This window comes from Streptomyces sp. CNT372 (assembly GCF_000377145.1).
Genome location: NZ_KB897786.1, coordinates 208,107 through 220,609 on the forward strand (window position 1 = coordinate 208,107; position 12,503 = coordinate 220,609).

General features: G+C 71.4%; 12 protein-coding genes. 4 read left to right on the forward strand and 8 right to left on the reverse strand.

Annotated features, from left to right (window positions below; translation table 11 throughout):
- Nucleotides 1–75 precede the first annotated feature (75 nt).
- Together C593_RS30220 and C593_RS0122380 are read left to right on the forward strand one after the other, a co-directional pair.
- A complete protein-coding gene (locus tag C593_RS30220; protein ID WP_018849554.1) occupies nucleotides 76–1,104 on the forward strand; it encodes an ATP-binding cassette domain-containing protein in 1,029 nt (342 codons plus the stop codon).
- The gene (locus C593_RS0122380; RefSeq protein WP_018849555.1) at nucleotides 1,101–1,892 is read left to right on the forward strand and encodes an ABC transporter permease; all 792 of its coding nucleotides are present in this window, start codon (nucleotides 1,101–1,103) and stop codon (nucleotides 1,890–1,892) included. Before C593_RS30220 ends, C593_RS0122380 begins: the two co-directional genes overlap by 4 nt.
- Nucleotides 1,893–2,037: 145 nt before the next feature.
- Here the strand turns inward: C593_RS0122380 and C593_RS0122385 are convergent, their stop codons facing one another.
- From C593_RS0122385 to aztB, 7 genes are all read right to left on the reverse strand, one after another.
- Nucleotides 2,038–2,724, reverse strand: coding sequence for a maleylpyruvate isomerase family mycothiol-dependent enzyme (locus C593_RS0122385; RefSeq protein ID WP_018849556.1), 687 nt, complete (start codon nucleotides 2,722–2,724; stop codon nucleotides 2,038–2,040).
- A gap of 27 nt (nucleotides 2,725–2,751) precedes the next feature.
- Entirely contained in the window at nucleotides 2,752–3,549 is a 798-nt protein-coding gene (locus C593_RS0122390) for a class I SAM-dependent methyltransferase (RefSeq protein ID WP_026277968.1), read from the reverse strand.
- A gap of 441 nt (nucleotides 3,550–3,990) precedes the next feature.
- Nucleotides 3,991–5,409: an amidase gene (locus C593_RS0122395; protein WP_018849558.1), complete on the reverse strand. Its 1,419-nt coding sequence runs from the start codon at nucleotides 5,407–5,409 to the stop codon at nucleotides 3,991–3,993.
- A gap of 256 nt (nucleotides 5,410–5,665) precedes the next feature.
- Nucleotides 5,666–6,865 (reverse strand): zinc metallochaperone AztD, encoded by a 1,200-nt coding sequence (aztD, locus tag C593_RS0122400; protein ID WP_018849559.1) that lies wholly within the window; start codon nucleotides 6,863–6,865, stop codon nucleotides 5,666–5,668.
- Nucleotides 6,866–6,956: 91 nt separating this feature from the next.
- On the reverse strand, nucleotides 6,957–7,937 hold the full coding sequence (gene aztC / locus C593_RS0122405) for a zinc ABC transporter substrate-binding protein AztC (protein WP_026277969.1): 981 nt from the start codon (nucleotides 7,935–7,937) through the stop codon (nucleotides 6,957–6,959).
- Entirely contained in the window at nucleotides 7,934–9,169 is a 1,236-nt protein-coding gene (locus tag C593_RS0122410; RefSeq protein ID WP_026277970.1) for a hypothetical protein, read from the reverse strand. Before C593_RS0122410 ends, aztC begins: the two co-directional genes overlap by 4 nt.
- A 21-nt stretch (nucleotides 9,170–9,190) precedes the next feature.
- The gene (aztB, locus tag C593_RS0122415; protein ID WP_026277971.1) at nucleotides 9,191–10,051 is read right to left on the reverse strand and encodes a zinc ABC transporter permease AztB; all 861 of its coding nucleotides are present in this window, start codon (nucleotides 10,049–10,051) and stop codon (nucleotides 9,191–9,193) included.
- A gap of 15 nt (nucleotides 10,052–10,066) precedes the next feature.
- Here aztB and aztA point away from each other — a divergent pair, with 15 nt between their 5' ends.
- Together aztA and C593_RS0122425 are read left to right on the forward strand one after the other, a co-directional pair.
- On the forward strand, nucleotides 10,067–10,819 hold the full coding sequence (gene aztA / locus C593_RS0122420) for a zinc ABC transporter ATP-binding protein AztA (protein WP_078521778.1): 753 nt from the start codon (nucleotides 10,067–10,069) through the stop codon (nucleotides 10,817–10,819).
- A gap of 407 nt (nucleotides 10,820–11,226) precedes the next feature.
- Complete coding sequence (locus C593_RS0122425) at nucleotides 11,227–11,622, forward strand: hypothetical protein (protein ID WP_158686869.1); 396 nt, start codon at nucleotides 11,227–11,229, stop codon at nucleotides 11,620–11,622.
- 87 nt (nucleotides 11,623–11,709) lie between these two features.
- Here C593_RS0122425 and C593_RS0122430 read toward each other — a convergent pair whose 3' ends face one another.
- Entirely contained in the window at nucleotides 11,710–12,495 is a 786-nt protein-coding gene (locus C593_RS0122430; RefSeq protein WP_486591167.1) for a DUF6585 family protein, read from the reverse strand.
- Nucleotides 12,496–12,503 lie beyond the last annotated feature (8 nt).

The window sequence follows — 12,503 nt, forward strand, 5'->3', positions numbered from 1 at the left end:
CAAAGGCGGCGATGCACCCCGCGGCCACCACAGGCCACGCCCCCGCGCCACATCCCACCACAAGGAGCTTCCGTCATGACCAGCTTGGCCATCGCCGCGAACGGACTGCGCAAGTCCTTCGGCGACAAGACCGTCCTGGACGGCATCGACCTGGCGGTGCCGACCGGAACGATCTTCTCCCTCCTCGGCCCGAACGGAGCCGGCAAGACCACCGTCGTCAAGATCCTCTCCACCCTGATCGGCGCCGACTCCGGTGAGCTGCGCGTCGGCGGCCACGACCTGGCCGCCGACCCGCAGGCGGTACGCGCCGCGATCGGCGTCACGGGCCAGTTCTCCGCCGTCGACGGGCTGATCACCGGCGAGGAGAACATGCTCCTCATGGCGGATCTCCACCATCTGCCGAGGCGCGAGGGCCGCCGGGTCGCCGCCGGACTGCTGGAGCGCTTCGACCTGACCGAGGCCGCCGGGAAGCCCGCGTCCACCTACTCCGGGGGCATGAAACGCCGTCTCGACATCGCGATGACCCTCGTCGGCACGCCGAGGATCATCTTCCTCGACGAGCCCACCACCGGGCTCGACCCGCGCTCCCGGCACACCATGTGGCAGATCATCCGCGAACTGGTCGCGGGCGGCGTGACCGTCTTCCTCACCACCCAGTACCTGGAGGAGGCCGACCAACTCGCCGACCGTATCGCGGTACTGGCCGGCGGCCGTATCGCCGCCGAGGGAAGCGCCGACGAACTGAAGCGGCTCGTCCCTGGCGGGCATGTACGCCTGCGCTTCACCGACCCGGCCGGCTACCGGGCCGCCGCCGGGGCCCTGCGCGGGGCCGCCCGCGACGACGCGGGCCTGTCGCTCCGCGTCCCCGGGGACGGCAGCCAGCGCGAACTGCGCTCCCTGCTCGACCGGTTGGAGACGGCGGGCGTCGAGGCCGACGAACTGACCGTGCACACACCCGATCTGGACGATGTCTTCTTCGCCCTCACCGGCGACGCCGCCGTCCCCGGCCGGACCGGGACGACCGGTCCCGCAGGCCGTCCCGCCCCGACCACCGCGCCCGACCACGGCAACCAGCCCGCCCCCTCCAAGGAGAACGCCCGATGAACTCCCTCGCCCTCGCCGTCCGTGACTCCGGCACGATGCTGCGCCGCAACCTCCTGCACGCCCGCCGCTATCCGTCGATGACGCTGAACCTGCTGCTCACCCCGGTCATGCTGCTCCTGCTCTTCGTCTACGTCTTCGGCGACGTGATGAGCGCGGGCATCGACGGCGGCGGCGCCGACCGCTCCGCGTACATCGCCTACGTCGTCCCCGGCATCCTGCTGATGACCATCGGCAGTACCGTCATCGGCGCGGCGGTCTCCGTCGCCACCGACATGTCCGAGGGCATCATCGCCCGTTTCCGCACCATGGCCATCCACCGCGGGTCCGTCCTCGTCGGGCACGTCGTCGGCAGCGTCCTTCAGTCGGTGGCCGGGGTGGTCCTCGTCGGGCTGGTCGCCGTGGCCATCGGCTTCCGCGCCACGGGCGCCTCCGCCCTGGAGTGGCTGGCGGCCTTCGGCCTGCTGGTCTCCTTCGCCCTCGCGCTCACCTGGATCGCGGTCGGGATGGGTATGGCCAGTCCGAACGCCGAGGCGGCGAGCAACAGCGCGATGCCGCTGATCCTGCTGCCCCTGATCTCCAGCGCCTTCACCCCGGTCGACGCCATGCCGGGCTGGTTCCAGCCGATCGCCGAGTACCAGCCCTTCACGCCCGCCATCGAGACCCTGCGCGGTCTGCTCCTCGGCACCGGGGTCGGGCACCACGGCTGGCTGGCCGTCGCCTGGTGCCTGGTCCTCGCGGCCCTCGGCTACCGCTGGTCGACCGCCTCGTTCCGGCGCGACCCCGCGTAGGGAGCCGGGTGCCCCGTCCCGTCCACCCGGCCTCGGCTCCGGCCCGCTGACAGGCAGTCCTGACGACGTCCGTACGAGCACCGGCGCTTCCCTCCCGAGCCGGCGAAGGAGATGGTGCGCCGGGGCCGGCGTCCCGGCCACGGCCTCAAGGCACCAGCGGCCCCGCCAGCACGGCCGACCCGGCCGCGCGGTCCCCGGCCCAGGTCAGGGACGGAGTGTCCCGGGGCCTGCGCCCCCAGAGCATCAGCAGCAGGTCCTCGGCCGTGCCGGAGACCTCGGCCACGGGCTCGCCGGGCCCATGGGTCCAGGAGCGGCCGGAGCCGGTGTCGGTGATCCGCACGGCCCGTTCGGGAGGGGTCGCGGCCCCCTTGGCGACCATGCGCGGCGCCATGGTGTCGAAGACCTCGGCGACGCCGTCGGCGGCGAGAGCCGGGTCCATCGGCGCGGTCGGGCCGAGCGCGTGCTCGGCGTCCCACCGGTGCATCAGCGTCTCCTGGGCCCGGCGGCGGCGCCAGAACCCGACCGTGCGCGGCGGGAAGAACGTCCACGCCTCGGCCGAGGGTTCGGCCGAGAGCGCCTGCGCGAGCGCGGCCGCCGTCTGCGCGTACCAGGCCCGGAGACCGGCCGGGTCGCGGGGCGCGGCGTCCTCGTCGTAGCCGCGGCCGTGCCCCTCCCGCACCGCGGTGACGACCCAGACATTCCCCGCTCCCATGTGCACGGCCAGATCCACGAGCTTCCAGTCGCCGCAGTGCTCGACCGGAGCGGAGAGGTCCCCGTCCAACACGGCGCCGAAAGCGTCCAGTTCACGCCGGAGTGCAAGCAGGTAGTCCATGGCGCGACGATACCGGCGCCGCGTGGGTCACACGCCGTGGGTCACACGGATTTTCGACTGGCCGTGCGGCAGCCGCTCCCAGTCGTCCATGAAACGGGCGGTCAGGCCGTGCCGCGCGGCCAGCCGGACGAGGGTGTCCGTGCGGTAGTAGAAGTCCTCGCCGAGGACCTGGTGCTCGCCCGCCTCCGTCCGGTCGTAGGTGAAGTCGAAGAAGCCGCCGGGTGCGAGGATCCTGCCGACATGGGCGAGGCATTCGTCGATGACCTCCAGCGGCGAGTGCGAGAAGACGCTGTGCGCGTGGACGACGTTGAACGCGGCGTCGGGGAGGAAGTCCAGCGTCAGGTCGTCGACCGGTGTCAGGTACGGCAGCTTGTCCTGGAGGCCGTAGCGGACGAGGGTCTTCTTGGCCTCGATGAGGATGTCCGGCGAGATGTCGATCCCGTGGTAGTGCCCCGGCTCCAGATGGTCGATGAACCGCCAGCCCGCGCGCAGGTTGCCGCAGCCGATGTCCAGCAGCCGGTCCTGCGGCCGCAGTCCGTGCTCGCGCAGGTAGTCGAACTGCATCTGCCCGATGGCGAGCCAGCGTTCGCGCGACGGCCCGCCGCCGACCGCCGCCTCCGGGCTCCGCGCGGTGTCGGACGCCATCACGGCCCGGTAGTACGCGATGTGACCGCCGCCCCGGTGCCGCAGTCGCAGCCACGCGTCCCGGCCCGCGCGGCGCAGATGGGGCACCACACGGCGGGGGTGACGCAGGGCGTACCGCACCTTGTGGCCGAGCCGTGAGCGGTTCACCGACAGTCGGCGCGATGCGGGTGCTTGCTGCATGACGGCCTCCGTAGCCATCGGCGGGCTGCCCCCTCCCGGATGCTAACCAGATCGGACGGCCTTCGCAGGCGGCTCACCCGTTCGGCCCCGGCCGGACTCGCCCGTTCTCTTTCGGAACCGCCGGAACGCGTCTTGCGCCGGGTGGTGCGGCCGCGGACCGGCAGGCTGGCCGCCGTGCGGGACGAAGGCGTGGCCCACGAGGTACCACCCGGTACGCACGGCACGACGGGCGGGGCGGCGCGCGCCGCCACCGTCGTGGCCGCCCCGGAGAATCCTCTGCCGCTGCTCGCTGCCGTGGCCGCCGCCTTCACGCTGGTCCCTCTCACGCTGATCGCTCCGGGGACAGGGCTCGGCCGGGACGAGACGGTGTACGTCAGCCAGGTGAGCCCGCAGGCACCGGTGGCGTTCTTCAGCGCGCCGCGCGCCCGGCCCGCGTTCGCCTCACAGTTCCTGGATCCGCCGGAACGGGCGGTCGGCCTCCAGCTCGAACGCCACTTCCAGCAGCGTCCGTTCACCGCCGGGACGACCCGACAGCATGACCCCGACCGGCAGCCCGCCCTCGGCGGTCACGCCGGCCGCGGGGAAGGAGATCGACGGTGTGCCCACGACGTTGTTGAGAGGCGTGAACGCCACATAGGCGAGAATCCGCTCGATCAGCGTCGGGTAGGGCACAGTCGGGCTGAGATGGCCGAGCGCCGGGGTGGTGTGCGCGAGGACGGGCGAGAGGATCGCGTCCATCCCGCGGAACGCGGCCGCATACGGCTCCCGTGTGCGCTTGAGCCGCCGTACCACGTGGGGAGTGCCCCGCCAGCGCTCGAGGTATGTCTCCCGCAGCCCCCGGCTGAGCGGGTCCATCCGGTGCCGGTCGAAGCCGGCTCCGAGAGTCCGGCCGGTGACGCCGATCAAGAAGGACAGCAGCCCCCAGTAGGTGAGGAAGTCGTCCGTGAAGCGGGGGTCGACCGCCAACTCCACGGGCTCGACGGTGTGACCGAACCGTTCCAGCGTCCGGGCCGTCTCCGTGACGGCCGCGCGGGTGGCCGCGTCGGTGGGGACCCCGTTCGGCGAGTCGAGCAGGAATCCGATGCGCAGCCGCCGCTGCGCCGGGCCCTGGACCAGGCCGACCGGTGGCAGCTTCGGATTCCGCCAGTGCGTCTCGGCAGCGGCGAGGAACACGGCGGTGTCCCGTACCGACCGGCTGACGATGCCGTCGGTGACCAGGTCGATGGGCAGCCGGCGGCTCTGCTCGTTCGGCAGGACGCGTCCGCGGGTCGGCTTGAGGCCGACGAGCCCGCAGCAGGCGGCGGGGATGCGGATCGAGCCACCGCCGTCGTTGGCGTGGGCGATCGGCACGGCGCCGGCGGCGACGAGGGCCGCGCTGCCGCCGGAGGAACCGCCCGCGGAGCGGCCGGTGTTCCACGGGTTGCGGACGGGCTCGGCGCCTGCGTACTCGGTCGTCGGACTGAACCCGAACTCCGGCAGCCGGGTCTTGCCGAGCACGGAGACGCCGGTGCTCACCAGCTGCCGCGAGAACGGCGCGTGCCGTCGCGCGGCCCGGGGTGTGAACGCCGCGCTGCCATGCCCGGTGGGAAGGCCCAGGTAGTCGGTGTTGTCCTTGACGAACGTCGGCACCCCGGCGAACGGGCCGTCCACGGCGGCGACGGGCACCGGCGCCTGCGCATGGACCTGGACGGCATGGAGCCGGCCCTCCACGTCCCTGACGCGCGCCATCGCGTCCCGGGCGGCTTCCTCCGCACCGACCTCGCCGCGCCGGATCGCCTGCGCCAGGCCGACGGCGTCGTGTTCTCCGAGGGCGTCGTCCCGGAAGGCGTGCACCGTGGCCTGTTCCTCGAAAGTCGTCACCGCTGACTCCACCCGTGAACGCGTCTGTGGTCGGGCGCCATCATTCCCTACCAACAAGTAACTCGCGAGGGTCCGGCCGCAGGCGTTTCCGGGTCCAACCGCTCCCGGGCCTCGCCGATCCGATTCCCTCCCGGCACGGTCCGCGCTCGGGGAGAGGACGCCCAGGCCGTGGTCGAGCGCGCTGACATGGGTGCGCGTGCCCTCGACGCCGTGGCGTCGAGCCGTGGCGTCGAGGGCACAGGCGCGGTCGGGATGGTCAGTGTCCGGCCACGACGCCCGACACCTCGTTGGTGCTCTTCGGCAGGGTGACCGAGGTGATCTTCTTCCCGGTCTCCACGTCGATGGCGTGCAGAGCCTTCTTGCCGGGCTCGGAGACATACGCGACGTGCCCGCGCACGAACAAGGTGGGCCGGGCCTGCTGCCAGTCCAGCGGCTCCTGCCAGTCGCCCACTACGGGGATCCTCTTCTCGATCCTGCCGGTGTCCGGGTCGACGACGTGGATGGCGCCGTCGGTTCCGAGGACCAGGGCCTCACCGTGCGGGCCGCGGGCCAGCGAACGGAAGGAGTAGCTGGTGCCCAGGTCCACCAGACGCAGCTTCTTCTTCTCGGTGTCGATGAGGGAGACCCGGGTGGGGCGTTCCAGTTCGGCGTCGGGGTCGGTCTTGTAGTCGCCCAGCAGAACGGGTGAGGCGTCGCTGCCGGCCTGATTGCCGATGCGGCCGTAGTCGTCGGGGGAATCGATCTTGGTGAACTCGCCGTCCTTGTAGATCAGGATGCCGTCCTCGCAACCGACGCCGACCGCCTCGTTCTTCGCGGCGGCCTCACCGTGGACGCCGGGGCAGTCCTCGCTACGCGCGATCTCCTTGTTGTCGCGGTCCAGCACGAGCGCGCCGGTGCGCTTCTCCTCGGTGCCCAGGGTGCTCACGAGTGTGCCGTCGGCCAGTTCGATGGCGACACCGTGGTGAGGCTCGGCGGAGGTGTAGGTGCGCCCTTCCGGCTTCTTGCCTTCGCTCAGTGCGGTGGGGTCGAAGACGTTGACCTCTCCGGTGCCGTCGGTGAAGAGCACGGTCTTCGCGGCGTGGCGGACTACGTGGCCCGGCTTGGCGCCCTTGTACTCGATGTCGGTGAAGGCCTGGTCGGTGGCGTTCAGGACGCGGAATCCGCTGTCGGTGGAGACCATGACGTGGTCCTTGTCACCTGCGGGGTTCACCCGGTTGAAGCCAGGCAGGTCAATGGTCCTGGCGAGCTTCAGGCTCTCGCCGTCCAGGATGTAGAGCCCGCCGTCGAAGGTGGCGACCAGCGGCTCCTTGACCGCCACCGCGGGCGAGGTGCTCGCGGCTCCGCCGGACTTGGCGTCGGCGGAGGAGGTCTCTCCGCCGCAAGCGGTCAGGACCGTGGCGGTGGCCAGTGCCAGTGCGGTGCCCGTGAGGGCCCTGCCGCGTATCGGCTTGTGCATGGGTCTGTTCCTTTCTGGACCGCGCGGTGGCGGCACGGGGTACGACGAGCCGGCGCCCGACGGGCGGGAGCGCACCGGCACGATCGGGGGGTCAGGCGCCGGTCAGGCCGTCGACCATGGCGGTGGTGTTGGCACGCATCATCCGCAGGTAGGTGTCGGCGCCCGCACCCTTGGCGGTGAGGGACTCCGAGTGGAGCTCGATGACGCGGACCCCTCCGCCCATCTCCGTTCGCAGTACCTCGGCGAGCTTTCCGGGCTGGGAGGAGTCGGCGAAGACCGTGCGTACCCCTGCTCCTTCCATCGCCTCGGTGAGGGAACGCAGGTCCGCGGAACTGGGGGACGCGAGGGTGGTGCCGCTGGGGACGACCGCACCGATCACTTCGAAGCCGAAGCGGTCGGCGAGGTAGCCGAAGACATGGTGGTTGGTGACCAGGGCCCGCTGGTTGGCGGGGACTCGTTCGAAGGACTTGCGCATCCAGCGGGTGAGGTCGGTGAGTTGCTTCGCGTAGCGGTCGGCGTTGGCCCGTATCGTGCCGGGATCCACGCCGTCGACGTGCTCGATGACCTGGTCGGCTATCAGCCCGGTCACCTTGTGCATCCGGTCGGGGTCGGTCCAGAAGTGCGGGTCCGGCTGCCCTTCCTCGCCCTCGGGGCCGCCGTCGCCGGCGGTGCGGAAGGTGAGCGGGTCGGCCGCCTCGCCGGCGCCGAAGACGGCGACACCGGACTCGCGGGCGGCGTCCACGTGCCGCAGTACGTTCTCCTCCAGACCCAGGCCGTTGTAGACGACCAGGTCGGCCTGTTCCAGCTCGGCGGCCTGCACCGCGGACAGTCCGAAGGAATGCGGGTCGGCGTTGGGCTTCATCAGGACCGTGACGTCGGCCTCGTCGCCGACTATCTCGCGGGTGACGTCCCCGAGGATGTTCGTCGTGACGACGATGCCGGGCCGGTCGTCGTCGGTCGTGGTGCAGGCGGTGGCGGTCATCGCTGTCACGAGGGCGAGGAGGCCCGCGATCAGGTGACGCGGTCGAGCGGTGCCCACCCTCGCCCGACGCTTCGCCCCGGTTCGGCTCATCGACCGGCCTCCGCCATGAGGACCGGCTTGACGTCCAGGTCGAAGGAGCGCGCGATGCGGAGGCCGTCGTTGTAGTCGATCTCGAACACCTTCTTGCCCTCGGGGTCGTTGACGTAGGCGCGGCTGCGGTCGACCTCGATGACGGGGGCGGTGCCGTCCGAGCCGCCCCGCTCCCCCGCTGTCAGCAGCGGCTCGGTCCGTGCGGTCTGCCGTCCGGTCGCGATGTCGTAGCCGTGTACGGAGCCGTCGGTCCCCAGAACGAGCAGCGGGGAGCCCTCACCGGCCGTGTTGACCGCGATGACGGGCCCGGTATCCACCCGCTGCCAGGTCCGCTCGGCGACGTCCAGGACCCAGACGGCCTCGTCCCCGGCCAGGGCGGTGAGGGTGTCGCTGCCGGGGCGATGACGGAAGGTGGCGGCGCGTTCCCGTTCCGGGACGTGTTTTCCGTAGGGGATCTTCTCGACGGCGAAGGCACCGTCCTGCGCACGCACGAGCAGGGCGCCGTCGGCACAGCCGAGAATCACGCCGCGCCGGGTGACCGCGTCTCCTCCGGGGGCTTCGCACGTCACGTCCGGGGAAGCCACACGTACACCCTTGCGGTCGAGGACGACGAGCTCCGTGGTGCCGCCCTTGTCCGCGAAGGCGAGCAGGTGTTCCCCGTACGGCACGACCGCACCGGTGTAGGTGCCACGCAGCGTCCGGGAAGTCGCGATCCGCCCCTTCTCCAGCATGCCGCGGTCGTAGAGGACGGTCCGTCCGCCCTCTACGGCCACCGCGGTGACGGCGACGTCACTGCGTATCTGCGCTCGGCTGCCCTCAGCGATGTCACCCACGTCCCGCGTCGGCGCGCTGTAGTAGTGGACGTGGTCGCCGTGGTCCACCATCCACGCGCCGCTGTCGAGCACATGGGTGCCGCCGGGCGCAGGGAAGAAGCCGAACCTTCCGTCCGTGACCAGCCGCACGGCGTCCTTCACGGCGGCGGTCCGGTGCACTTCGCCCGTGACGAGGTCGAGGACTCCGGTGTCCCCGCTGCCGGGGTCGTTCAGGAGGAGCCGGGCCTGCTGCCCGGCGGTCTCCTTCGCTCCCTCGACGTACCCGTGCGGAGCGGCGGACGGGGGTTTCGCCCCGGATCTCCCGGCGGCGGGCTCGTCCCCCGCGCAACTCGTGGTGAGCAGCGCGGTGAGCACCAGCCCCACCGATACCCATGGAGTGACGATTCTGCGGACGGTCATGATGATCGCTTCCGGCTTCCTTCAGTTGACTTCGAGCAGGGATGCCGCGGAGTGGATCCGACGCGTGCGACGGTCACGCAGACCGGACAGCACATGGGAGGCGAAGAACAGGCTCACCGCGAGGGCCGCGATGGTGGCGCCGGCCGCGGTGCTCAGGTGCCAGGACAGCAGCAGGCCGCCGAACGTGGCCGAGGTGCCGAGCAGTGCGGCGAGCACCATGACTCCGGACACTGAACGGGCCCAGGGCAGAGCGGCCGCCGGCGGCGCGATGAGCAGCCCGAGGACGAGCAGCGTTCCCACGATGTGGAACGAGGCCACGATCGCCAGGCCGAGCAGGCCGAGGAGTACGGCGTGGGCAAGGCGCGGCCGCAGCCCCAGGGTCTGGGCCTTGCGCGAGTCGAACGCGAGGGCCACGAAGGCGCGGTGACCGAGGACCGACACCACCAGAGCCACGAGCGACGCCGCCGCGAGGACGAGGAGATCCTTCTGCGTGACCGCCAGGACGTCGCCGAAGAGGAATCCCGTCAGGTCGACCGCGAAGGACTGCGAGCGCGACACGATGATCACACCGAGCGAGAGCATGCCGACGAACAGCAGCCCGATGCCGGTGTCCTGCGACAGCCGGGGCGTACGGCCCAGCGCGGTGACACCGGCCGTCATGACGGCGGCACTGACCACCGCGCCCACCATCAGGTTGCCCCCGAGGAGCGCGGCGACCGCGACCCCCGGCAGCAGTCCGTGGGACATGGCGTCACCGAGGAAGGCCATCCCCCTCAGCACCACCCAGGTGCCCGCCAGCGCACAGACGGCGGACACCAGCACCCCGCCCCACAGGGCCCGCTGCACGAAAGTCACCTCGAACGGGACCGTCAACCATTCCACGCCCTGGACACTACAATGAAAACCATGTTCATAAAACCGCGCCCCTCGCACACCCCGAGCACCCCGCCCCCCGGCCGGAACATCGCACTCCGGTTCTCGAAGCTGTGCGCCGGCTATCCGGGGCGCCCCGTGCTCCATCAAGTCAGCGGTGCAATAGTGGACTTGACCACGACGGCGCTCATCGGCCCGAACGGCAGCGGCAAGTCGACCCTGCTCGGTGTGCTCGCCGGTGTGATCAAGCCGACATCCGGCGACCTCATCCGCACCGGTGGCCGGCCGCCCGCCTTCGTGCCGCAGCGCGGAGGACCGGGCGACGCCCTTCCGCTCACCGTTCGGCAGACCGTGGAGATGGGGCGCTGGGGTGAGCGCGGTCCGTGGCGGCGGCTGACCGCGCGGGACCACGCGACGGTGGACGCGACGCTCGACCGCCTCGGCATCGGCGACCTCGCCTCACGCCGCCTGGGCGAACTCTCGGGCGGGCAGCGGCAACGCGCTCTCATCGCCCAGGGTCTGGCCCAGGAGTCGGACCTGCTGCTCCTCGATGAGCCGACCACCGGACTGGACCCCGAGGCGAGGGACCGGATCGGGTCGCTGCTGACGTCGCTCGTCGCGGACGGGGTGACGATCGTCCAGGCCACCCACGACCTTGACGTGGCGCGCGCCGCGGACTCCTGCCTCCTGCTCCAGGACGGCCGTCTGGCGGGGCAGGGGCGTCCGGACGAAATCCTCACCACGTCGGCGCTGACGCGGATCTGGCAATCGATCTGAGGAACCCGGCGCGCGCAGGCCGCGAACACCACCGGGCCGGCACACCCGTCCCCTCCGCACGCGACTGACGGTCGGTTCGAGGTGCCGGTGGCCCTGCGGGAAGAGGCAGCCGCGCCCAGCGGGGCCGGACGTCCACGGTGGAGGACCATTCCGCACAGAAGCAACGGCTGCGCACCGCCGCCAGTGCCTGATCCGGTCGTCGCTTCGGCCCCGGTCGGCCTGGGCCCGGGGACCCAGCCGCGCAGGCCTTCCTTGTGGACGGCGAGGTCCTTCGCGACGCACCGTTCGGGGATGCTCCGCTGCTTCGTCACGAGCGCGCCTCCCGGCCATGAGTTCTCCGGCCCTTCTCACCGGCGGCCCGCCGGCCGCACACTCCGCAAGGAGGGGACGAGACGAGGCGGATGCACATGATCGAAGAGACCGGTGACCGCGAGGCCGCGCAGGAGTACCTGCACGAGGCGACCGTCGCCCGTATGTGGGGCGTCCAGGAGTGGGCTGTGAAGGTGCTCGCGCACCGCGAGAGCGTGCCGATGCGCGAGAGTGGCGGGGGTACGTGGGGCACAGGGTCCCGCAGCTACCGACGGGCGGAGGCCGAGGCCGTGGCCGCGCGGATACGGGACGGCTCCGGCGAGCCGCGCCAACACGAACGCGAGGGCGCCGGGCCGGGTCCGTACGGGTTCGTCGCAGGCGGCTGCCTGATCATGGTCCTGGCCTTGCTGCTCCTCTTGGTACCGGGCGCGTTCGGGATCATCGACCTGCCGTGCGACGGCTGCACACCGGGCACGGGATACCGAGGCGCTTGAGTGGAGCGGGTCCGCCCATAAGCACAGCGAATCGGCAATTCCCTGTTCGCGACGGGCCTTTCGGGCGTCAGCTCGCCGCGGGGTGGTTCATCGGCTGGTGTGGTGGCTCACCAGGGTGAGGAACAAGGGCAGGTTGGGGAAGAGAATCACGTCCTTGCGCAGCCACCGGCCCCCGGTCGCGTCCCGGACGGTCACCTTGCCCTGGCGCACGTCGACAGCCCCGACCTGCGACCACACCAGTCGGCGGCCTGAGGTTTCCAGGCCTTCGCCGTCCATCCGCACATCGCCGAACGCCACCTGCTCGCCGCGTTCGATCCGGTCCAGGGCAAGAGGTACCTGGGCCTCGGTGACCGCGGTGACGATGTGCGGCACGAGCCGCTCCACTCCGGTCAGGTGGTGCGACGTCAGGATCACCTTGTGTCCGTCGGGCCGTTGCAGGTAGCAGCCGCTGACGCCGCCCACCGCCGCCCCGTTGAGCACGATCGTCTGCCCGAACACCGTGAGTTCCGCGACGCCGGACCAACGCACCTGCTCGGCCCGGTCACCGATGTGATGGATCAGGCCCCCCTCGTACAGCCGCACCCGCTGGGAGCCTTCGCTTCGCAGCCTGAGCAGGGAGCGCACCGTGAACAGGGCGGTGAGGGCGAGGCCGATCCCTCCGAGCAGGACCAAGGGCGGCACATCGTTCACAAGACCGGGGACCAGCGCCGGTACCGACACGAGGGCCCCGGCGCACGCGCCGAGCATCGTGTTACGGGCAGCGCCCTTCTTCGAACCCCCGAACTCGGCCACCGGTGGGCCCAGAGGGTCCGGGCCCTGCGCCCCTTGCCCCTGCCCCGGCGCCCGAGCCCCCGACACGCCTTCTGATGTCACTCGTAGCC

What these genes read in the sequence shown, in the direction of transcription:
- C593_RS0122385 (WP_018849556.1), bottom strand. Translation starts at nt 2,724, where the DNA reads ATGGACTACCTGCTTGCACTCCGGCGTGAACTGGACGCTTTCGGCGCC.
- C593_RS0122380 (WP_018849555.1), top strand. Translation starts at nt 1,101, where the DNA reads ATGAACTCCCTCGCCCTCGCCGTCCGTGACTCCGGCACGATGCTGCGC.
- aztA (WP_078521778.1), top strand. Translation starts at nt 10,067, where the DNA reads ATGAAAACCATGTTCATAAAACCGCGCCCCTCGCACACCCCGAGCACC.
- C593_RS0122425 (WP_158686869.1), top strand. Translation starts at nt 11,227, where the DNA reads ATGATCGAAGAGACCGGTGACCGCGAGGCCGCGCAGGAGTACCTGCAC.
- C593_RS0122410 (WP_026277970.1), bottom strand. Translation starts at nt 9,169, where the DNA reads ATGACCGTCCGCAGAATCGTCACTCCATGGGTATCGGTGGGGCTGGTG.
- C593_RS30220 (WP_018849554.1), top strand. Translation starts at nt 76, where the DNA reads ATGACCAGCTTGGCCATCGCCGCGAACGGACTGCGCAAGTCCTTCGGC.
- aztC (WP_026277969.1), bottom strand. Translation starts at nt 7,937, where the DNA reads ATGAGCCGAACCGGGGCGAAGCGTCGGGCGAGGGTGGGCACCGCTCGA.
- aztD (WP_018849559.1), bottom strand. Translation starts at nt 6,865, where the DNA reads ATGCACAAGCCGATACGCGGCAGGGCCCTCACGGGCACCGCACTGGCA.
- C593_RS0122390 (WP_026277968.1), bottom strand. Translation starts at nt 3,549, where the DNA reads ATGCAGCAAGCACCCGCATCGCGCCGACTGTCGGTGAACCGCTCACGG.